Origin of the sequence: Paraburkholderia sp. A1RI-2L, from assembly GCF_048957375.1 — a bacterium.
Lineage (GTDB): Bacteria > Pseudomonadota > Gammaproteobacteria > Burkholderiales > Burkholderiaceae > Paraburkholderia.
Genome location: NZ_JARBTA010000001.1, coordinates 2,682,417 through 2,703,291 on the forward strand (window position 1 = coordinate 2,682,417; position 20,875 = coordinate 2,703,291).

Here is a 20,875-nt window from a genome sequence, read left to right on the forward strand (position 1 = left end):
TTTTCTTTTACGCGTGGCTTGCGCGCGCTTTTGCGCTTATTGGCGCACCGGCCGCTTCGCGAGCTTGCGCTGCAGCGTGCGCCGATGCATGTTGAGCGCGCGCGCCGTGGCCGAAATATTGCCGCCGTGCTCGGCCAGCACGCGCTGAATGTGCTCCCATTCGAGGCGCGCGACCGATAGCGGCGCGGGATGCTCGATGGCCGCCTCGGCCTGTAGCGCGCTGGCGTCGCCTTGCAGCGCGGTGAGAATCATTTCCACGTTCGCGGGCTTGGCGAGATAGTTGTCGGCGCCATCCTTCACGGCCTGCACCGCCGTGGCGATGCTCGCGTAACCCGTGAGCACGAGCATGCGCGCATCGGGCTGCAGGTTGCGCAACGGCGCGATCAGCGAAAGACCCGAGTCGTTGCCGAGATGCAGGTCGACGGTAATCTGCGAGAACTTCTGCTGATTCGCGAAACGAATCGCTTCTTCGGCATTGTGCGCCTGCTGCACCTGGTAGCCGCGTCGCGTGAGGCCGCGCGTCAGGATGTCGGAAAACACCTCGTCGTCGTCGATCACCAGGAAATTCATATCGCTCATACTGCTTCTCCGTGTTATCAGGCGGCGTCGGGCCGGCCTGGCCCTTCGCCAATTTCCGAACTCTGCGCCGCCGCGCCTGCGCTAGCCGCCTCGCCCGCCCGGGTCTCTGTCTTCGCCGGCACATGCAGCACTGCGCGCGTGCCGCGCCATTTGCGCGGGCGCGCAGCAGCCTGGCCCGCGCCCGGCACCTCGCGCGCGCCTGCGTCAGGCTGCCCGGCGTCGAGCGCGGCGTCTTTCCCGGCGACGGCGCCCGCATCGCCGAGATCGATCGAACCGCCCAACCGCGCCGCCGACGAAAACGCGAGATACAGCCCCACGCCGTGACCGCCCTGCGTGCTTTCCACGGGCGCCGCGCCAAGCGACGCGCGCAGCGCCGCCGGGATGCCCGGCCCCGCATCGCAAACCTCGAAATCGATGTAGCCGGCGCGCGTCGTTGCGCGCAGCGTGACGAAGTCGCGGCTCGCGCGCGCGGCGTTGTCGAGCAGGATCGTGAGGATCTGGCCGACCGCAACGGTGTCGTCGAGACACAATTCGGCAGGCGCATTACCAAGGAGTTCGAACTTTACGTGCGGATGGCGCAGCCGCCATTGCTCGACGAACGGCCCTAGCCATTCGCTCACGGCCTGGCGGCTGCCCGCCGACGACGCGCGACTGCGCAGGCGCGCGAGCGCCGAGGTGCACAGCGTGATCTGCTTGTCGAGCAGTTCGAGGTCGGCGCCATACGGCTGGAGCCCTTTGTCGGTGCGGGCGATGTCACGCAGTTCTTCGGTCAGCATCGCGATGCTCGAGAGCGGCGTACCGATCTCGTGCGCGACCGTGGCTGCCTGCACGCCGAGCGCGACCGCGCGTTCGTCGCGCAGGAGGCGCTGCTGCGCGTCAGCGAGCGCGGCTTCGCGCTGGCGCAGCGCGCGCGACATGCGCGCGACGAACCACACGATGAGCGCCACACTCACCATGAAGTTCACCCACATGCCCCCGCGGTAGTAATCGAAGAGATTCGCGGGATTGTCGAGATTGAGCGGGACGTTGTCGAACCCGAGCAGTATGTAGCAAGCCACGGCGAAGCACGCGAGCCACGCGGTGAGATACCACGGCAGCACGGCCGCCGCGATGGCGAGCGAAGGCAGATAGAGCGAAACGAACGGATTGGTCGTGCCGCCCGAAAGGAACAGCAGCGCGGAGAGCGCGCCCAGGTCGACCCAGATCTGGCCGAACAATTCGAGATTGGATTCAGGGCGATCTTGCGTGACGCGCAGCCAGGTCACGCCGTTGAACGCCACTTCCATGGCGATCACGAACAGCATCGCGGGCAGCGGCAACGTCACGCCGAACATGAATTGCACAAAGGCGATCGTGCAGAGCTGGCCGATGATGGCGAGACTGCGCAGCCAGAACAAATGGCTGAGATTGACGCTAGCACTGACGGTTATGCGATGCATCGTGCCAGTTTACCTGTTCGGACTCGTCTGATTCATTATCTTGAAAAGGTTTGCTTCAATCTAAGTCATCCTCTGGCTACATTCGATGTGACATTTTCCGACAGGGTGACCTGGTCAAATGCAAACTCTTCTTCCTGGCACGCTTGCACACGTGCGCGACCTCTTTCTCGATTTCGTCGATGCCGCAACCGTTGAAGCAACCGTTGAAGCAACCGAAGCCTCGACCGATGGCGAAACCGAAGTGGCCCGCGAACTGCTGGCGAAAATGCGCGCCTCGCTGCGCGGTCTCGACGACGATGCGCTGATGCTCATCGCAGCCAGCGCCCGGGAGCCCGCACTGGCCAGCGAGGCCATCCGCCTGAGCGCCGCGATCGCGAGACTCGAACCGCAGCGCGCCGCCGCATGGTTCGCCGCCGGGCTTGCGCTGCAGTTCGCCAACCGCCACGCAGAAGCACTCCCGCCCTACCGCCATGCACTCGCGATCCAGCGAACGTTTCCCAGTTTGCGAAACAATCTTGCTGGCGCCTTGGTACAAGTCAATATCGAACGCAATAGCCGGGAAATCCTGGCATTGCTCGAAGAGTCCGTCGCGGCAAACCCGGAGGACACCAATGCCTGGATCAATCTCAGCCGGGTGCTGCCCACCGACACCGACATCGCGCGCCCGCTAGCGGCGGGTCGTCGGGCACTTGCACTCGCGCCGCATAGCGCGCTGGCCGCGAACAATTACGCGATGGCGTGCCGGGAAGCCCAGCAATGGGACGAAGCCGAACTGGCCGCGCGCAACGCTTGCCAGTATGCGCCGAACGACGCATCGATGCGCCTTAACCTGTCGATGATCCAGCTCATGCGCGGTAACTTTGCCGAGGGCTGGCACGGACACGAGGTGCGCTGGCAGGGGGCGAGCGAGCTGGCCGGCGGCCGCCCGGCCTTCCCCAAACCCGAATGGCGGGGCGAGCCGCTAGCCGGCCGCACGCTGCTGGTGTGGGGCGAACAAGGCAAGGGCGACCTGCTGCAGTTCTGCCGTTATGTGCCGATGCTCGCCGAGCGAGTGCATCGCGAAGGCGGCCGGCTGGTCTGGAATTCGTTTCCGGAGATGGGCGCGCTGCTCTCGCGCAGCCTGGGCGGACATTGCGATCTTTACTGTGTGGGCGGCCCGGTCGCCACGCTGCCGACCTACGACTGCGAAGTGTCGCTGCTGAGCCTGCCGTTGATTTTCGGCACGCGCGAGGACACGATCCCAGGTCCGGCGCGCTATCTCGCGCCGGACCCCGCCGCAGCGGCGCGCTGGCGCGAGCGGCTCGCGGGCGAGCGGCGCCTGAAGGTCGGGCTCGCGTGGACGGGCAGCCTCACGCACAAACGCAATCCGTTCCGGCGCATTGGACTCGAGCACTTCGCAACACAGTTCGCAGCAAATTTCGCAGCCGCCCTACCTGAGGTGGCGTTCTATTCACTGCAGCCTGGCGCGGGCGCCGAGATCGAGGCCGTGCGCAAGGCAGGCTTCGAGATCGCGGATTTCAGCGCCGAGTGGCGCACCTTCGACGACACCGCAGCGTTCGTCGACTCGCTCGATCTCGTGATCTCGGTCTGCACGTCGAGCGCGCATCTGGCGGGCGCGCTGGGTCGGCGCACGTGGGTGCTGCTGGACGTGAACCCGCACTGGGTCTGGGGACTGGAGCGGCGCGACAGCCCGTGGTATCCGCACACGACGCTGTATCGGCAAAAGCGGTTTCGCGAGTGGGAGCCCGTTCTGGACGAGGTGAGCGCCGACCTCGCGAAACTCGCCGGCGAGCATCGGGCAAAGCAGGCACGATGACGGCGTATTGCATGGCTCAGCGGCCCGGCGACTCAGCGGCTTTCGCCAGCGCCCCGGGCCGCCGCCCCCGCGGCAACGGCAGCGGCAAGACACTCGGGACACAGACAGCGTCCGCGCGGGTCGAGCTGGCTCGCCGGCGCGGCGGGCAGCGTCTTGCACCAGCAGTCGAAGGGGTCGGTGTCCCTGCCGCAATCGAAGACACTGCCGCAACGCGGGCAACGCGCGCGCTTCACGGCATGGGCAGGGCTTGCGGGGGCGGTCATGGCGGCGCGCTCCTGGCGAGGCCGGATTCAGTGATGGGAAAATGATGCCACAGGACCGCACAGCCGCCTGTGGCCCACTCATCGTACGCATTTTAGTGAAAATAGCGTGCGATCGCTCAAAATTCGCTTCAATTGTGCGCAACCCAACGCCCCGGCGCCACCTTGTTGCACGCTCTTGCGCCGCCGTGCCGAAAACCCTGTTGCACCGCGCCAGTCCTGTACAATTCGCCCTGTTTCAACCGCGCTTTCGCGAGCGCGCCTATTTTCACCCGTTTTCCGCTCCGTTTTCCTGTCCAGTCCCGCCGCCATGTCCGAGCCCATCGACCTCTCGCAGATCGCGCCCACCCTGAAAGCCGAAATCCTGGCTGAAGCGCTGCCCTACATCCGCCAGTATCACGGCAAGACCGTCGTGATCAAGTACGGCGGCAATGCCATGACCGAGGAGCGGCTCAAGCAGGGCTTCGCGCGCGACGTCATCCTGCTCAAGCTCGTTGGCATCAATCCGGTCATCGTGCACGGCGGCGGCCCGCAGATCGACACGGCGCTCAAGAAGATCGGCAAGCAAGGCACGTTCATCCAGGGCATGCGCGTCACGGACGAAGAAACCATGGAAGTCGTCGAGTGGGTGCTCGGCGGCGAGGTGCAGCAGGACATCGTCACGCTCATCAATCACTTCGGCGGCCACGCGGTCGGCCTGACCGGCAAGGACGGCGGCCTGATCCACGCGCGCAAGCTGATGATGCCGGACCGCGACAACCCCGGTCAGTACATCGACATCGGCCAGGTGGGCGAAGTCGACGCGATCAACCCAGCCGTCGTGAAGGCGCTCCAGGACGACGCGTTCATTCCGGTGATCTCGCCGATCGGCTTCGGCGAGGACGGCCTCTCGTACAACATCAACGCCGATCTGGTGGCGGGCAAGCTCGCGGTGGTGCTCAACGCCGAGAAGCTCGTGATGATGACGAACATCCCCGGCGTGATGGACAAGGCAGGCAATCTGCTCACCGACCTTTCGGCACGCGAGATCGACGCGCTTTTCGAAGACGGCACGATCTCGGGCGGCATGCTGCCGAAGATCTCGTCGGCGCTCGACGCGGCCAAGAGCGGCGTGCGCTCGGTGCACATCATCGACGGCCGCATCGAGCACTCGGTGCTGCTCGAAATCCTGACCGAGCAGCCGTTCGGCACGATGATCCGCTCGCACTGAATCGGCTTCGGGCGCCGCACGGGCGATTCCGCCACGGCGCCCTCCTCCCCTCGCGCGGCGCCCGCGCAACGCCAACCTTCGCATGATGAACGTCTCACGCCCGCTTCGCCGCCGGCCGTTGCATGCCGGGCAGCGCAACTGGAGCGCCGGCGACAGCGCCCCGAGCCATGGCGCCCCCGTCTGGCTCTTCGACCTCGACAACACGCTGCACTGCGCCTCGCACGCGATCTTCCCGGCCATCAACCGGGGCATGACGCAGTACATCATCGACGCGCTCGGCGTGAGCCGCGACGTCGCGAACCATCTGCGCACGAGCTACACGCATCGATACGGCGCGGCACTGCTGGGCCTCACGCGCCATCATCGAATCGATCCGCACGACTTCCTGAAGGTCGTGCACACCTTCGACGACCTGCCCGCGATGCTGCGCGCCGAGCGCGGCCTCGCGCGCATGCTCGCGGCGCTGCCCGGTCGCAAGATCGTGCTGACCAACGGCCCCGCCGACTACGCGCACGCGGTGCTCGCGGCGCTCGGCATCGAGCGGCAGTTCGAGCGCGTCGTGGCGATCGAGCACATGCGCACGCGCGACCGCTGGCGCGCCAAGCCCGACCACACGATGCTGCGCAAGACGCTGCGCGATGCGCGCGTCGCGTTCGCCGACGCGATCCTCGTCGAGGACACGCGCGGGCATCTGAAGCGCTACAAGCGCCTCGGCATCCGCACGGTCTGGATCACGGGGCATCTACCCGCACACGTGGCGAGCGGCGGGCGGCCCCACTATGTCGATCATTGCGTTCGTTCGCTAAAATCGCTCGGACGCGGTCTGCGCAGCGGGGCATTGCGCAGCAGGCGACAATAAACGGCAGGACCAACGGCAAGACTCAAGCGGCCGGGCGCATTCGCAGCCTGCGGGCCGCACTCAGGGGGCGACCTTCATGCAGCCGACCGAAACGCGTGACGCCGCCGTGGCGGCAAGCGCAGCAGCCGAATCTCCAGACGCCGCGCCTCGGCGCGGCAGCCGTCCAAAGCCGGGCGAGCGCCGCGTGCACATTCTCCAGACGCTCGCCTCGATGCTCGAAGCGCCGCGGGGGGAGAGGATCACCACCGCCGCACTGGCCGCGCGCCTGAACGTCTCTGAAGCCGCGCTCTATCGCCATTTCGCGAGCAAGGCCCAGATGTTCGAGGGCCTCATCGACTTCATCGAGCAGACGCTGTTCCAGCTCATCAACCAGATCGTCGCGAAGGAGCCGAGCGGCGCGCTGCAGGCGCGCGCGATTGCCTTGATGCTGCTTCAATTTTCGGCGAAGAACGCCGGCATGACGCGCGTGCTGACCTGCGAAGCGCTCGTGGGCGAGCATGAGCGCCTCGCCGAGCGCGTGAACCAGATGCTCGACCGCATCGAGGCCACGCTGCGCCAGTGTCTGCGCGTGAGCCTGGCTGAGCAAGCGCAGGCCGAAGGCGGCACGGCCGACGGGCGCGTTTCGAAAACCGGTTACGATCCCGCTGTTCGCGCCAATCTCCTCGTCCGCTATGTCATCGGCAGTTGGCACCGTTACGCGCAAAGCGGCTTCAAGCGCTCCCCCAGCGAGCATGCCGACGAGCAGATCCGCGTGATTCTTCAATAGCCGGACGGCGCCCACGAGGCGCGGTCTGGCCGACAAGGAAAACACGCATGAACCGACCGACGCCTCCCGCCGCCCTGCCCATTCTCGCCAGCCTCTCCGCCCATTGGGGCTGGCTGCTCGCACGCGGCATCGCCGCCATTCTGTTCGGCGTGCTCGCCTACGCCTGGCCCGGCCTCACCGTGCTCACGCTCGCCCTCGTCTGGGGCGCTTACGCAATCGTCGACGGCGCCTTCGCGCTGCTCTATGGCGCGCGCGGCGGCGGCTCGCGGCGCTGGTCATACGTGTTCGTGGGCGCGATCGGCGTGCTCGCGGGGCTCGTGGCATTCTTCTGGCCCGGCGAAACCGCCATCATCCTCGTGATGATCATCGGCTTCTGGGCGCTCGCCGTGGGCTTCTTCGAGATCGTCTACGCCATCCAGTACCGGCATGCAATTGCGCATCCGTGGGTGGTCGGCCTCTCGGGGGTGCTCTCCGTTGCACTGGGCATCTTTATCGTCATGTTCCCGGGCGCGGGTGCACTCTCGCTCATCTGGCTGATCGCCAGCTTTGCGGTTCTTTACGGCATCTTGATGATCGTCGCGTCGCTCCAGTTGCGGCGCTGGCACAACGCCCATCCGCGCGGCGTCTGAGCCCGCGAGGCATGCGCGCGGGCGGGCGGCTGCGGGAGCGCCGGTTCGTCCGCGTCATTGTGCCCAGGCGTTTTCCGTTATACTTTGCGCTCGTTGTGCATCACCCACGCGCCGATTTGCTGACTCGATTGCGGGCGCGTGAACTTCAGGCATCGGCCTGAGGTTCGATATAAATGCGGCTAAAGAGGTCGTCAGCTGCGCCCGCACTGCGCGCCCGCCGACGCCGTTTAGCCGCCCAGAAACCCAGGCGGAACGAATGGAATCGATCGGCATCGTCGCTCCTCAAACACTGCATTTCGACGAGCCCCTGCAACTGCAGAACGGCACGGCGCTCGCCGGGTACGACCTCGTGGTCGAAACCTACGGCACGCTCAACGCCGCGCGCAGCAACGCGGTGCTCGTCTGCCACGCGCTCAACGCGTCGCATCATGTCGCGGGCGTCTACGCGGACAACCCCAAAGACGTCGGCTGGTGGGACAACATGGTCGGCCCCGGCAAGCCGCTCGACACCAACCGCTTCTTCGTGATCGGCGTGAACAATCTGGGCTCGTGCTTCGGCTCGACCGGACCGATGAGCGTCGACCCCGCCACGGGCAAGCCGTGGGGCGCGCGCTTTCCGGTGGTCACGGTGGAAGACTGGGTGGACGCCCAGGCACGCGTGGCCGACCGCTTCGGCATCGAGAAGTTTGCCGCGGTGATGGGCGGCAGCCTCGGCGGCATGCAGGCGCTCGCGTGGAGCCTGCGCTATCCCGATCGCCTCGGGCATTGCATCGTGGTGGCCTCCACGCCCAAGCTTTCGGCGCAGAACATCGCGTTCAACGAAGTGGCCCGCTCGTCGATCCTCTCGGACCCCGACTTCCACGGCGGCGACTACTACGCGCACAACGTGAAGCCCAGGCGCGGCCTGCGCGTGGCGCGCATGATCGGCCACATCACCTATCTCTCGGACGACGACATGGCCGCCAAATTCGGCCGTGCGCTGCGCCGCGCCGAGGGCGCCGTGAACGACTACAACTTCAACTTCGACGTGGAGTTCGAGGTGGAGTCGTATCTGCGCTACCAGGGCGACAAGTTCGCCGATTACTTCGACGCGAATACGTATCTGCTCATTACGCGCGCGCTCGACTACTTCGATCCCGCGAAGGACTTCGACGGCGATCTCACGCGCGCGCTCGCGCACACCAAGGCGAAGTACCTCGTGGCGAGCTTTTCCACCGACTGGCGCTTCGCGCCCGCGCGCTCGCGCGAACTGGTGAAGGCGCTGCTCGACCACAAGCGCCAGGTGACCTACGCCGAGATCGACGCGCCGCACGGCCACGACGCCTTCCTGCTCGACGACGCGCGCTATCACGGCGTCATGCGCGCTTATTACGAACGCATTGCCAACGAGGTGGGCGCATGAACCAGAGCGCATTCGACAGTCTTTCGGCCCGTCCCGACTTTCGCACGATCGCGCGCTGGGTCGAGCCGCGCTCGACCGTGCTCGACCTCGGCTGCGGCGACGGCGCGCTGCTTTCGCTGCTCGCTGAAGAGCTCGAATGCACGGGCTACGGCATCGAGCTCAACGACGCGGGCGTGCTCGCCTCGGTGAGCAACGGCATCAACGTGATCCAGCAGAATCTCGAGGACGGCCTGCGCCTATTCGAAGATGCGAGCTTCGACTTCGCGATCCTCTCGCAAACCTTGCAGACCATTCACCAGACCGCCGCGATCCTGCGCGAGACGGCGCGCGTGGGCAAGGAGTGCATTGTCTCGTTCCCGAACTTCGGCTACTGGCCACACCGCCTTTCGGTGCTGAACGGGCGCATGCCGGTTTCGAAGTCGCTGCCTTACCAGTGGCACAACACGCCGAACGTGCGCGTGCTCACGGTGAAGGACTTCGAGGCGCTCGCGCCCGAGGTCGGCATCGAGATTCTCGACCGCGCCGTGCTGCACGGAGGCCAGACGGTTCGATGGGGCGTGAACTGGCGTGGTAGTCTTGCGGTCTATCGCGTGAAGAAAGCGTGAGAAAGCGGCGACACCGGCAGCGGTGTCGCGCACCCTTCACGGATCACCGACCAGCAAACCACGCTGGTCACCCGCTGGTCACCGCGCCGCCGCCCTCCGACGACACTCTGCCGATATCCCGGACCCCATGCAGAATCCGCCCCAAGAGGCCGCCACGGACACCCCGCAGACGTCCCAGGCGTCCGATGTAACCCAGACGCCTCTGGCATCACACAACCTGGACGCACACGAAGACCACCCCGGCTGGCGCGCGTACCTGAATACGCACATGCTGATCTGCGTGTTTCTTGGCTTCACCTCGGGGTTGCCGCTCTTTACGCTCGTCTATCTGGTGCAGGCGTGGCTGCGCTCGGAAGGCGTCAACCTCAAGGAAATCGGCCTGTTCGCGCTGATCCAGTTCCCCTATACGTGGAAGTTCGTCTGGGCGCCGCTCATGGACCGTTACGTGCCGCGTCTGCCCGGCTGGCGCCCGGGGCGCCGGCGCGGCTGGATGCTCGTCACGCAGATTCTCGTGGCGGGGGCGATTGCCACGCTCGGCTTCGTTTCGCCGAAGGAGTCGATCTGGACCGTGGCCGCGCTCACCGCGCTCGTGGCGTTCTTCGGCGCGAGCCAGGACATCGCCATCGACGCCTACCGGCGCGAGCTGCTCAAGGACACCGAGCAAGGCCTCGGCAATGCGGTGCACGTGAACGCGTACAAGATCGCGGCGCTCGTGCCGGGTTCGCTCGCGCTGATTCTCTCCGATCATCTGCCGTGGAGCACCGTGTTCGTCGTGACGGCGGTGTTCATGATTCCCGGCATGATCATGTCGCTGGTGGTGAGCGAGCCGGAAGTGCACGGCGCGCCGCCGAAGAACCTGCGCGAAGCCATCGTGCAGCCGTTCGCCGAATTCGTGAAACGCGACGGTCTGGGCGCGGCACTCTTCGTGCTCGCTTTCATCTTCCTGTACAAGCTCGGCGACACCATGGCCACGACGCTTTCGACGTCGTTCTTCCTCGATATCGGCTACTCGCGCACCGAGATCGGCGTGATCGCCAAGATGACCGCGTTCGGCGCGAGTCTCGCGGGCGGCATCATCGGCGGCGTGGCGCTCGTGAAGATCGGCATCGGACGCGGTCTGTGGATCTTCGGCTTCCTGCAGATGGTCTCGACGCTCGGCTTCGCCTGGCTCGCGCAGCTCGGCCCGGGCTCCCTCACGCTCGCGCTCATTCAGGACGCCCTCCATGGCGTCGCGCAACTCGCCAGCGCCGTCGGCCTGCACGCGCAGCTCGCGCTTGACCCGCGCGCCGCCGCGCTCGCGCTCGTCTACGGCCTCGAGACGTTCGCGACCGGCCTCACGCTCGCCGCGTTCACCGCGTATATCGCCAGCACCACCGATCCGCGCTATACGGCGACGCAATTCGCGCTGTTCACGAGCCTCGCCTCGGTGCCGCGCACGCTCGCGTCCGCAGCCAGCGGTTATGTGGTCGCGAAGATCGGCTGGTTCGATTACTTCATCGTCTGCACGGTGCTCGCGGTACCGGGTATGCTGCTGCTCATTCGTATCGCCCCGTGGAGAATCCGGAAGTGAAGTCCCGCCAGCATGCCGTGCCCGCCCGCCACCCGACGCATCACCGTCCGGGGTGGAGCAGCACGCTCGCGCGGGCGCTCGCCGCAGCGCTGCCCATGTGGGGTGTCCTGCATGCGGGTCTTGCCGGCGCCGCTGAGGCCGCTGCCGGCAGTTCTAGCGCGAATGGATCCGCGAGCACATCGGCGAGCGTCCCGGCCAATTCGACCTCGGTGCCCTCCACGCCGGCCGCGCTCGCGAGCGCGGCCGAGGCCATCGGCACAGCTGCGGCTACTTCCGGCGCGAATGCGCAGCCAGCGCAGGCGCAGGCCGGCAGTGCTTCTGCGTCCGCCAACGCCACGTCCGGCGGACCGAACACGGGCCGCGTCGTGCGTTTTGGCAACATCGCGGCGTTTCGCAACCTGATCCCGTCGCCGATGCTCGAAGCGCAGGCCGCTGCCGAATACACCGAGATCGTGCGCGGCGCAGCGCACTCGAAACTGCTCTACCCCGACTCTGATCCGCACGCGCAGCGCGTGCGCCAGCTCGTCGACCGGCTCGCGCCCTATGCGCTCAAATGGAGCGATCGCGTGAAAAACTGGAAGTGGGAAGTGGCGGTGATCCGCTCGCCGGACATCCGCATGTACTGTCTGCCGGGCGGCAAGATCGTGGTGTACGGCGGCGTGCTCGACCGCGTGAAGCTCAACGACAACGAACTCGGCATGCTGCTCGGCCACGAGATCGCGCATGCGGTGCGCGAGCATGTGCGCGAGCGGCTCGGCGAGCAGCAGGCCGCGCAGATCGAGGCGGGCGTGGTGCCGCAACTGTTCGGGCTCGCGGATCTCGGCATGTTCCCGCTCGGCATCGGCTCGCGTCTCGTGGAGATGCATTATGGCCGCGACGACGAAACCGAAGCCGACGTGATCGGCAGCGACATCGCCGCCCGCGCGGGCTTCGATCCGCGCGCGGCGCTCACGGTCTGGGACAAGCTCGCCACGGCCACGCGCGCCGACCGCGACCAGGGCTTCATTTACGTGCATCCGTATCCGCCGGCGCGGCGCGCGGACATCGCCAAGCGGCTCGTCGACATGATGCCGCTCTACGCGAAGGCAATCGGCAAGCCATTGGCCAGCCTGTCCGACTATCAGGGCATTCCGGTGCCGAAGCGCTCGAAGGTGACGGCCACAGCTGCGCCCTGACGAGCGCGCGAGGCGGCCTCGAGCCGCCCTACGCGCTCAGCGCTTCTTGATCTTGTAGTCGTAATCGATGGTCAGCGGCGCATGGTCGCTGAACTTGATGTCCTTGAAAATGGACGTGTGCTTCGCTGTCGCCGCGATGCCGGGCGTCGCGATCTCGTAGTCGATGCGCCACCCCACGTTCTTCGCGTAGGCCTGGCCACGGTTGCTCCACCACGTGTACTGCTCGGGGCGCGGATCGAGCGTGCGGAACACGTCGACGTAGCCCACGTCGTCGAAAAGCTTGGTGAGCCAAGCGCGCTCTTCGGGCAGGCAGCCCGAATTCTTCTGGTTGCCCTTCCAGTTCTTGATGTCGATTTCCTTGTGAACGATATTGACGTCGCCGCACAGGATCACCTCGCGCTCGCGCTTGAGGGCTTCGAGATGCGGCAGGAACGCGTCCATGAAGCGGTACTTCGCCTGCTGGCGTTCCTCGCCGCTCGAACCCGACGGCACGTACACCGAAATCACCGAGAGCTTGCCGAAACGCGTCTCGACGTAACGGCCTTCCACGTCGAACTCCTCGCTGCCGAAGCCGATGATCACATCGTCGGGTTCATGGCGCGTGTAGACGCCCGCGCCGCTATAGCCCTTCTTCACGGCGTGCTGGAAATAGCCCTTGAAATCGTGCGGCGCCATGAATTCGGGCGTCATGTCGTCCTGCGAGCACTTGATTTCCTGCACGCAGAGCACGTCGGCGTTCTGCTCGCCGAACCATTCGAAGAAACCCTTCTTCGCCGCGGAGCGGATGCCATTGAGGTTCGCGGTGATCACACGCAGCATGTCTTCAGTCCTTTTGATTTGCGCGGTTGGGAGATGGGGGAGCGCATTGAGCCGCCCTGGCGTCGCTCTGCAGTCGCTCCGAAGCGTCATTCGACCTTCACGCCCGCGAGCTCGGCCTTGGCCGGCGGAAACTCGAGCTTCAGTCCGTCCATCAGACGCAGCAGCAACTCGGCCACCATCACATTGCGATGCGTCTTCGAATCGGCGGGAATCACGTACCACGGTGCGACTTCCGTCGACGTGGCCGCGAGCGCATCGCGATACGCCGCCTGGTAGGCGTCCCAGTGCTTGCGCGCCTCGATATCGGAAAGATCGAATTTCCAGTGCTTGGTGGGGTCGTCGATGCGCGCCTGGATGCGGCGGCGTTGCTCGTCTTTCGAAATATGCAGCCAGCACTTGATGATGGTCGTGCCGTTCTCCACGAGCATGGCCTCGAAGTCGCGGATCTGCCGGTAGCGGCGCTCGCATTCGTCCATGTCGATCTGGCGCATCACGCGCGGCACGAGCACGTCTTCGTAGTGGCTGCGGTTGAAGACGGCCAGTTCCCCGGCGGCGGGCACCTGCATATGCACGCGCCAGAGGAAGTCGTGCGCCGACTCGATGGGCGTAGGCGCGCGAAACGGCACGATGCGCAGCCCGAGCGGGTCGACCTCGTGGAACACGCCGCGCACGGTGCCGTCCTTGCCGCTCGTGTCCATGCCCTGGAGCACGAGCAGCACGCGATGGTGACGCTGCGCATGCAGGCGCTCCTGCAGCTCGTCGAGCCTTGCGCCGATTTCCGCGAGGCGCTCGCGGTCGCCATCCTTGCTGCCGGTCGAGAACGGCTTCGCGGTCGGGTCGATCGCCTCGGGCGCGAACTTCTCCGCTTTCTTGTCGCCGGCATACGGCACACGGTAATCGTCGAGACTCGGGGACTTCGCCATGCGCTGCACTCCTCCTTGTTGCTGGACCCTGAAACGGCAAGGCGGCACCGCACGCCATGCGCGCGACGCCGCCCCACAACGACTTGCGTCAACCCGAACGCCAGCCCGGCTCGATCAGCCCAGCTTCTTCTTCAGCAGTTCGTTGACTTGCTGCGGATTGGCCTTGCCCTTGGTGGCCTTCATCGCCTGGCCGATCAGCGCGTTGAACGCCTTTTCCTTGCCCGCGCGGAATTCCTCGACCGACTTCTGGTTCGCCGCGAGCACCTCGTCGATGATCGCTTCGAGCGCGCCCGTATCCGAAATCTGCTTGAGGCCCTTCGCTTCGATGATGCGATCCGCTGCGGCAACGTCTGCGGCCTTCTCGTCCCACATCGCCTGGAACACTTCCTTGGCGATCTTGTTCGAGATCGTGCCGTCGGCGATGCGCTGGAGCAGCAGCGCGAACTGCGCGGCCGAGACCGGCGAGGCGCCGATGTCGAGGCCTTCGCGGTTCAGCTGCGAGGACACTTCGCCCATCAGCCAGTTCGCGGCGGCCTTCGCCTGGGCAGCGCCGGTCTTCGCCACGACCGCTTCGAAGTACGCCGCCATCGCCTTGCTCGACGTGAGCACGTTCGCATCGTACGGCGTCACGCCGTACTGCTCGACGAAGCGTGTTTGCATCGTCGCGGGCAACTCGGGCATCTCGCCCTTCACCCGCTCGACCCACGTCGCATCGATCACGAGCGGCATGAGGTCGGGGTCGGGGAAATAGCGGTAGTCGTGCGCGTCTTCCTTGCTGCGCATCGAGCGCGTCTCGCGCTTGTCCGGGTCGTACAGACGCGTCTCCTGCACCACGGTGCCGCCGTCTTCGATCAGCTCGATCTGGCGGCGCACTTCGTACTGGATCGCTTCTTCGAGGAAGCGGAACGAGTTCAGGTTCTTGATCTCGGCGCGCGTGCCGAATTCCTTCTGGCCGACCGGGCGCACCGAAACGTTCGCGTCGCAGCGGAACGAGCCTTCCTGCATGTTGCCGTCGCAAATGCCGAGCCACACGACCAGCGTGTGCAGCGACTTCGCGTATGCCACCGCTTCGGCGGCGCTGCGCATTTCAGGTTCCGTGACGATCTCGAGCAGCGGCGTGCCGGCGCGGTTCAGGTCGATGCCCGTCATGCCCGCGAAGTCTTCGTGCAGCGACTTGCCCGCGTCTTCTTCGAGGTGCGCGCGCGTGAGATTGATGGTCTTCTCGTACGCTTCCTTGCCGGCCTTTTCGTTGGCGGGCACCTGGATCGTGATCTGCCCGCCCTGCACGACCGGAATCTCGTACTGGCTGATCTGATAGCCCTTCGGCAGATCCGGGTAGAAGTAGTTCTTGCGCGCAAAGATGCTGCGCGGCGCAACCGTCGCGTTGATCGCGAGGCCGAAGCGGATCGCGCGCTCGACCGCGCCGCGGTTCATCACCGGCAGCACGCCCGGCAGCGCGAGATCGACGGGGCAGGCCTGCGTGTTCGGGGCCGCGCCGAATTGCGTCGATGCGCCCGAGAAGATCTTCGACGCCGTCGACAATTGCGCGTGCGTCTCGAGACCGATAACGACTTCCCATTGCGTGCTCATGCTTTACACCCCTGCCGGCGCCTTGCGATGCCATTCGGTCGCGCGCTGGAAAGCGTCGGCGACCTGCAGCATGCGGGCCTCGTTGAAATAGTTGCCGACGATCTGCAGACCGACCGGACGTTGCGCGTTCGCACCGGCGCCGAAGCCGCACGGCACGCTCATGCCGGGCAGGCCCGCGAGGCTCGTGGAGAGCGTGTAGATGTCGGCGAGATACATCTGCAAAGGATCGTCGCCCTTCGCGCCGAGATCCCACGCCACGCTCGGGGCCACCGGCCCCATGATGACGTCGCACTGCTTGAACGCTTCCTGGAAGTCCTGCGCGATGATGCGGCGGATCTTCTGCGCCTGCAGGTAGTAAGCGTCGTAGTAGCCGTGCGAAAGCACGTAGGTGCCCACCAGAATGCGGCGCTTCACTTCGTGGCCGAAGCCCTCGGCGCGCGACTTCTTGTACATGTCGAGCAGGTCGGTGTACTCGGCCGCGCGATGGCCGAAGCGCACGCCGTCGAAGCGCGAGAGGTTCGACGAGGCTTCCGCCGGCGCGATCACATAGTAAACGGGGATCGAGAGCTCGGTCTTCGGCAGCGTGACTTCCACGAGCATGGCGCCGAGCGATTCGTAGACCTTGAGCGCGGCGTCGATGGCCGCGCGCACGTCGTCGGCGAGGCCCGCGCCGAAGTATTCCTTCGGCAGGCCGATGCGCAGGTCCGCGAGCGGCTTGTCAGCCGTTGCGTTCGCGCTCCACGTCTGGCCGAGGTGGCGCGTGTAGTCTTCGTCGTCGCGTTGCAGGCTCGTGGAGTCGCGCTCGTCGAAGCCCGCCATCGCGTTGAGCAGGAGCGCGCAGTCGGCGGCGCTGTGCGCCATCGGGCCGCCCTGGTCCAGCGACGACGCAAACGCGATCATGCCGTAGCGCGACACGCGGCCATAGGTAGGCTTGATGCCCGTGATGCCCGAGAACGACGCGGGCTGACGGATCGAGCCGCCCGTGTCGGTGCCGGTCGCGGCCACGGCCAGGCGCGCGGCCACGGCAGCTGCCGAGCCGCCCGACGAGCCACCCGGCACGGCCTGCTTGTCCCACGGGTTCTTCACCGCGCCGAAATGCGAGTTCTCGTTGGACGAGCCCATCGCGAATTCGTCCATGTTGGTCTTGCCGACGCAGACCATGCCCGCGCGCTCGAGACGCGTCACGACGGTCGCGTCGAACGGGCTCACGTAATTGGCGAGCATCTTCGAGCCGGCGGTCGAGCGCCAGCCGCGCGTGACGAACACGTCCTTGTGCGCGAGCGGAATGCCGGTCAGCGGGCCGGCGTTGCCGCCCGCGATGAGCGCGTCGGCGGCTTTGGCCTGCGCGAGCGTGAGCTCGGGATTGACGTCGACGAAGGCATTCAGATCTTGATTCGCATCAATTCGGCTCAAAAAATGCTGAGCCAGTTCGACGGCGGAGCATGCCTTTGCGGCCAGTGCGGCGCGCAATTCGGTCAAACTTTTGTCATGCATTGTCGTGATTCCTGGAAGAACGTAACGGCGCGTCCACAACGTTTCGCGCCGCCGGGGGCGCCTCGCACGCGAGTACGGGCTGCGCCGGATTCGGGTTTCCGTATTCGTGAAGTTAAGGTTATCTAACTCGAACTTCATCGAAAATGACGGGAAATTAGCGCGTGTTTACTCAATCACGCGCGGCACGAGGTAAAGTCCGTCCTGTACCGCGGGCGCGGGGCGCTGAAAGGCGTCGCGGTCCACGGTTTCGGTTACCGCGTCCTCGCGCAGTCGCAGCGCGACGTCTTCGATCTGCTCGATCGGATGCGCGAGCGGCGCGATGCCCGTCGTGTCCACGGCCTGCATCTGCTCGACGAGCCCGAAGAAGTTATTCAGGCGCTCGAGCGTATTGCCGGCCTCGGCTTCGGCCAGTTCGAGGCGCGCAAGATGCGCGATGCGCTTCACATCGGTCAGGGTCAGGGCCATGCGGTCACCGGAAAAAAAGAGGCTGAGGCAGTGCGGAAAAATCAGTGCTGCAACAGCGGTTTATCGCCCCGGATCCGGGGGTAGAGAAAAGCTTCGACGAAGTCAAAAACTGCCCTTCGGATCCTGCAAAACAGGCAAAATTATAAGGTATCATTACGCGTTCGACTCAAACCCGGACCGCCTTGCGCCCGCCTTTCATCCCTGATCGCTGCAATGAGCGCTCAGGCGGCGCCCAGCGTGGCCAACTCCGGTAACCATTCCCGCAGTTTCAGGCTCCTCGCGGCGGCGCTTTCCGCCCGTCCTGAGGCTGTTATTTTTTCCGCTGCCGCCCCGTGACCCGCTCGTCCCAAGGTCGGCCACAAGCGAGACAGGATTTTTGAATGTTCGGTTTTCTGCGTAGCTATTTCTCCAACGATCTCGCGATCGACCTCGGCACCGCCAACACCCTGATCTACATGCGCGGCAAGGGCATCGTCCTCGACGAACCCTCGGTCGTGTCCATTCGCCAGGAAGGCGGCCCCAACGGCAAGAAGACGATCCAGGCGGTCGGCAAGGAAGCCAAGCAGATGCTTGGCAAGGTGCCGGGCAACATCGAAGCCATCCGCCCGATGAAGGACGGCGTGATCGCCGACTTCACCGTCACCGAGCAGATGATCAAGCAGTTCATCAAGACTGCACACGAATCGCGCATGTTCTCGCCGTCGCCGCGCATCATCATTTGCGTGCCGTGCGGCTCCACCCAGGTCGAGCGCCGCGCGATCAAGGAAGCCGCGCACGGCGCCGGCGCCTCGCAGGTCTATCTCATTGAAGAACCCATGGCCGCGGCCATCGGCGCGGGCCTGCCGGTTTCGGAAGCCACCGGCTCGATGGTCGTCGACATCGGCGGCGGCACGACCGAAGTGGGCGTGATCTCGCTCGGCGGCATCGTCTACAAGGGCTCGGTGCGCGTGGGCGGCGACAAGTTCGACGAGGCCATCGTCAACTACATCCGCCGCAACTACGGCATGCTGATCGGCGAGCAAACCGCCGAGGCCATCAAGAAGGAAATCGGCTCGGCGTTCCCCGGCTCCGAAGTCAAGGAAATGGAAGTGAAGGGCCGCAACCTGTCGGAAGGCATTCCGCGCAGCTTCACGATTTCGAGCAACGAAATCCTCGAAGCGCTCACCGACCCGCTGAACCAGATCGTCTCGTCCGTGAAGATCGCCCTCGAGCAAACGCCGCCGGAACTGGGCGCCGACATCGCCGAGCGCGGCATGATGCTCACGGGCGGCGGCGCGCTGCTGCGCGACCTCGACCGTCTGCTCGCCGAGGAAACCGGCCTGCCGGTGCTGGTGGCAGAAGATCCGCTCACCTGCGTGGTGCGCGGCTCGGGCATGGCGCTCGAGCGCATGGACAAGCTCGGCAGCATCTTCTCGTACGAGTAAGCGCGCTGCCGCGTTGCATAGCCGCAGTGCCCAGCCAGTGCCCGGCTACGGGCAAAGGCTGCGCAATTGAAGCACACTTGGCTGCGGCGGCACGCACACCGCCGCACCGTCCGCAACGCGGCGCCGACCATGGCGCCGCTGTTGCGTTTTACGTCTCATCGTTAGTTTCACCGAACCGCACACGCGCCCGGCGCCGACCATGGAATACAGTCCGCCGCCTTTATTCAAGCAAGGCCCCTCGGCACTCGCACGGCTAATCTTCTTCGTCGTTCTGTCGATTGCGCTGCTGATCTCCGACGCCCGCTTCAAGACCCTCGAAGTCGTGCGCGGCGTGCTCGGCGCAGGTCTTTACCCGCTGCAACGCGCCGCCCTCGTGCCGCGCGACCTCTTCATGGGCGCGGCCGACCTCGCCGTGACGAGCGCCGCGTTGCGCCAGGACAACGCCAAACTGCACGCGCGCAATCTACAGCTCTCGCAGCAAGCCAACGACGCGGCCACGCTCGCCGCCGAAAACGCGCATCTGCGCGCGCTGCTGCAGCTTTCACAGCGCATCGGCGCGCAAACCACGCCCGCCGAGATCCAGTACGACACACGCGACCCGTTCACGCAGAAGGTCGTGATCGGCGGCGGCACCCAGCAGGGCGTGCAGGACGGCGCGCCTGTCGTAAGCGAAGACGGCGTGATCGGGCAGGTCACGCGGGTGTTCCCGATGCAGTCCGAGGTCACGCTCGTGACCGACAAAGACCAGGCAGTGCCGGTCGAGATCGTGCGCACCGGCCTGCGCAGCGTGATCTACGGCACGGCCAAGGGCGATCTGCTCGACCTGCGCTTCGTGCCGATCAGCGCCGACGTGCAAGTGGGCGACGAACTCGTGACGAGCGGTCTCGACGGCGTGTATCCGCAAGGGCTGCCGGTCGCGAAGGTGCTGCGCATCGACAAGCAGGCCGACACGGCGTTTGCGCGCGTGATCTGCGTGCCGCTCGCGGCGGTTCGGGGCGCGCGCGAGGTGCTGGTGCTGCATTTCGTGGCGCAAGTGCCGCCCAATCCGATCGAGGCCGCCGAAGCCGCTTCTGCCGCTGCCGCCGCCGAGGCCAAGGACGCGAAGAAGAAAAAGTCGAAGGCTGCGGACAAGAAGGCCGACGACAAATCGAAGCCTGCTGGAGCCAAGCCCGCCGCTAATGCATCAACCGGCGCACCCACCGGCGCGCCGGCGCCCCAGGCGAAGACCCAGGCGAAGACCCAGGCGGCGGAACATGCGAGCACTGCGGCGAAGTCGCCTGCAGCCGCGCCCGCGAAGCCGCAGGGGGGACATTGATGACGCGCCCGCAATACATCCTGCAGCCGGTCAACCCGTATTTCATCGCGTTCAGCCTCGCGGCCGCGTTCCTGCTGAACCTGCTGCCCTGGGGCAAGCTGCCGGGCATTCCGGACTTCGTCGCGCTCGTGCTGCTGTTCTGGAACATTCATCAGCCGCGCAAGGTCGGCATGGGCATCGCGTTCTGCCTCGGGCTGCTGATGGACGTGCACAACGCGAACCTGCTGGGTGAGCACGCGCTCGCCTACACGCTGCTCTCCTATGGCGCGATCACGATTCATCGCCGCGTGCTCTGGATGTCGCTCGGCGTGCAGATGTTCGCCGTCATGCCGATGCTCGTCGGCGCGCAGATCGTGCCGTTCGTGGTGCGCCTCCTGATGGGCGCGCCGTTCCCCGGCTGGGGCTATCTGATCAGCGGCTTCGTGGAGGCCGTGCTCTGGCCGCTCGCCAGCATCGTGCTGCTGCTGCCGCAGCGCCGCCCCGTCGACCCCGACGACACCCGGCCCATTTGAGCGGCGCGCACGCCGCTTCCCGT

At 65.8% G+C, this 20,875-nt stretch carries 20 protein-coding genes; 12 read left to right on the plus strand and 8 right to left on the minus strand.

The window, feature by feature from the left end; all coding sequences use genetic code 11:
* Positions 1–36: 36 nt before the first annotated feature.
* Positions 37–579, minus strand: a complete 543-nt coding sequence (locus PWP93_RS12280) for a response regulator transcription factor (protein ID WP_322061294.1) — start codon at positions 577–579, stop codon at positions 37–39.
* A gap of 17 nt (positions 580–596) precedes the next feature.
* On the minus strand, positions 597–2,018 hold the full coding sequence (locus PWP93_RS12285) for an ATP-binding protein (RefSeq protein ID WP_421022690.1): 1,422 nt from the start codon (positions 2,016–2,018) through the stop codon (positions 597–599).
* 118 nt (positions 2,019–2,136) lie between these two features.
* On the opposite strand from PWP93_RS12285, the gene PWP93_RS12290 reads away from it, so the two are divergent.
* Positions 2,137–3,834, plus strand: a complete 1,698-nt coding sequence (locus PWP93_RS12290; protein ID WP_421044665.1) for a hypothetical protein — start codon at positions 2,137–2,139, stop codon at positions 3,832–3,834.
* Between the two features lie 32 nt (positions 3,835–3,866).
* Here the strand turns inward: PWP93_RS12290 and PWP93_RS12295 are convergent, their stop codons facing one another.
* Positions 3,867–4,097: a cysteine-rich CWC family protein gene (locus PWP93_RS12295; RefSeq protein ID WP_421022688.1), complete on the minus strand. Its 231-nt coding sequence runs from the start codon at positions 4,095–4,097 to the stop codon at positions 3,867–3,869.
* A 307-nt stretch (positions 4,098–4,404) separates the two neighbouring features.
* Between PWP93_RS12295 and argB the strand changes: the two genes are divergently transcribed.
* The 8 genes from argB to PWP93_RS12335 all read left to right on the plus strand — a co-directional run bounded on the left by argB (position 4,405) and on the right by PWP93_RS12335 (position 12,310).
* Entirely contained in the window at positions 4,405–5,304 is a 900-nt protein-coding gene (gene argB, locus PWP93_RS12300; protein WP_421022687.1) for an acetylglutamate kinase, read from the plus strand.
* Positions 5,305–5,389: 85 nt separating this feature from the next.
* Complete coding sequence (locus tag PWP93_RS12305; RefSeq protein WP_421045080.1) at positions 5,390–6,163, plus strand: pyrimidine 5'-nucleotidase; 774 nt, start codon at positions 5,390–5,392, stop codon at positions 6,161–6,163.
* Between the two features lie 76 nt (positions 6,164–6,239).
* Positions 6,240–6,929, plus strand: coding sequence for a nucleoid occlusion factor SlmA (gene slmA, locus PWP93_RS12310; protein WP_421044666.1), 690 nt, complete (start codon positions 6,240–6,242; stop codon positions 6,927–6,929).
* Between the two features lie 47 nt (positions 6,930–6,976).
* The gene (locus PWP93_RS12315; protein WP_421022685.1) at positions 6,977–7,558 is read left to right on the plus strand and encodes an HdeD family acid-resistance protein; all 582 of its coding nucleotides are present in this window, start codon (positions 6,977–6,979) and stop codon (positions 7,556–7,558) included.
* A gap of 256 nt (positions 7,559–7,814) precedes the next feature.
* Complete coding sequence (metX, locus tag PWP93_RS12320) at positions 7,815–8,960, plus strand: homoserine O-succinyltransferase MetX (protein WP_421022684.1); 1,146 nt, start codon at positions 7,815–7,817, stop codon at positions 8,958–8,960.
* A complete protein-coding gene (gene metW, locus PWP93_RS12325) occupies positions 8,957–9,565 on the plus strand; it encodes a methionine biosynthesis protein MetW (RefSeq protein WP_421044667.1) in 609 nt (202 codons plus the stop codon). The genes metX and metW overlap by 4 nt, the downstream gene beginning before the upstream one ends.
* Positions 9,566–9,692: 127 nt before the next feature.
* Positions 9,693–11,135 (plus strand): AmpG family muropeptide MFS transporter, encoded by a 1,443-nt coding sequence (locus PWP93_RS12330; protein WP_421044668.1) that lies wholly within the window; start codon positions 9,693–9,695, stop codon positions 11,133–11,135.
* The gene (locus PWP93_RS12335; protein ID WP_421044669.1) at positions 11,132–12,310 is read left to right on the plus strand and encodes a M48 family metallopeptidase; all 1,179 of its coding nucleotides are present in this window, start codon (positions 11,132–11,134) and stop codon (positions 12,308–12,310) included. Before PWP93_RS12330 ends, PWP93_RS12335 begins: the two co-directional genes overlap by 4 nt.
* A gap of 36 nt (positions 12,311–12,346) precedes the next feature.
* On the opposite strand, the gene PWP93_RS12340 is transcribed toward PWP93_RS12335, so the two are convergent.
* The 5 genes from PWP93_RS12340 to gatC form a co-directional block, all read right to left on the minus strand.
* Complete coding sequence (locus PWP93_RS12340) at positions 12,347–13,129, minus strand: exodeoxyribonuclease III (protein WP_421022680.1); 783 nt, start codon at positions 13,127–13,129, stop codon at positions 12,347–12,349.
* Positions 13,130–13,215: 86 nt separating this feature from the next.
* On the minus strand, positions 13,216–14,052 hold the full coding sequence (locus tag PWP93_RS12345) for a PPK2 family polyphosphate kinase (RefSeq protein WP_421044670.1): 837 nt from the start codon (positions 14,050–14,052) through the stop codon (positions 13,216–13,218).
* A gap of 114 nt (positions 14,053–14,166) precedes the next feature.
* Positions 14,167–15,642 (minus strand): Asp-tRNA(Asn)/Glu-tRNA(Gln) amidotransferase subunit GatB, encoded by a 1,476-nt coding sequence (gatB, locus tag PWP93_RS12350; protein ID WP_421044671.1) that lies wholly within the window; start codon positions 15,640–15,642, stop codon positions 14,167–14,169.
* Positions 15,643–15,645: 3 nt separating this feature from the next.
* On the minus strand, positions 15,646–17,136 hold the full coding sequence (gene gatA, locus PWP93_RS12355) for an Asp-tRNA(Asn)/Glu-tRNA(Gln) amidotransferase subunit GatA (RefSeq protein WP_421044672.1): 1,491 nt from the start codon (positions 17,134–17,136) through the stop codon (positions 15,646–15,648).
* A 165-nt stretch (positions 17,137–17,301) separates the two neighbouring features.
* Positions 17,302–17,601 carry an Asp-tRNA(Asn)/Glu-tRNA(Gln) amidotransferase subunit GatC gene (gene gatC / locus PWP93_RS12360; RefSeq protein ID WP_028217261.1) on the minus strand — a complete coding sequence of 100 codons (300 nt, stop codon included), beginning with the start codon at positions 17,599–17,601 and terminating at the stop codon, positions 17,302–17,304.
* Positions 17,602–17,981: 380 nt separating this feature from the next.
* Here gatC and PWP93_RS12365 point away from each other — a divergent pair, with 380 nt between their 5' ends.
* The 3 genes from PWP93_RS12365 (at position 17,982) to mreD (ending at position 20,852) form a co-directional block, all read left to right on the plus strand.
* Positions 17,982–19,025: a rod shape-determining protein gene (locus PWP93_RS12365; RefSeq protein WP_004189550.1), complete on the plus strand. Its 1,044-nt coding sequence runs from the start codon at positions 17,982–17,984 to the stop codon at positions 19,023–19,025.
* A gap of 199 nt (positions 19,026–19,224) precedes the next feature.
* Positions 19,225–20,340 carry a rod shape-determining protein MreC gene (mreC, locus tag PWP93_RS12370; protein WP_421044673.1) on the plus strand — a complete coding sequence of 372 codons (1,116 nt, stop codon included), beginning with the start codon at positions 19,225–19,227 and terminating at the stop codon, positions 20,338–20,340.
* Complete coding sequence (gene mreD, locus PWP93_RS12375) at positions 20,340–20,852, plus strand: rod shape-determining protein MreD (RefSeq protein ID WP_421022674.1); 513 nt, start codon at positions 20,340–20,342, stop codon at positions 20,850–20,852. The genes mreC and mreD overlap by 1 nt, the downstream gene beginning before the upstream one ends.
* Positions 20,853–20,875: the final 23 nt, after the last annotated feature.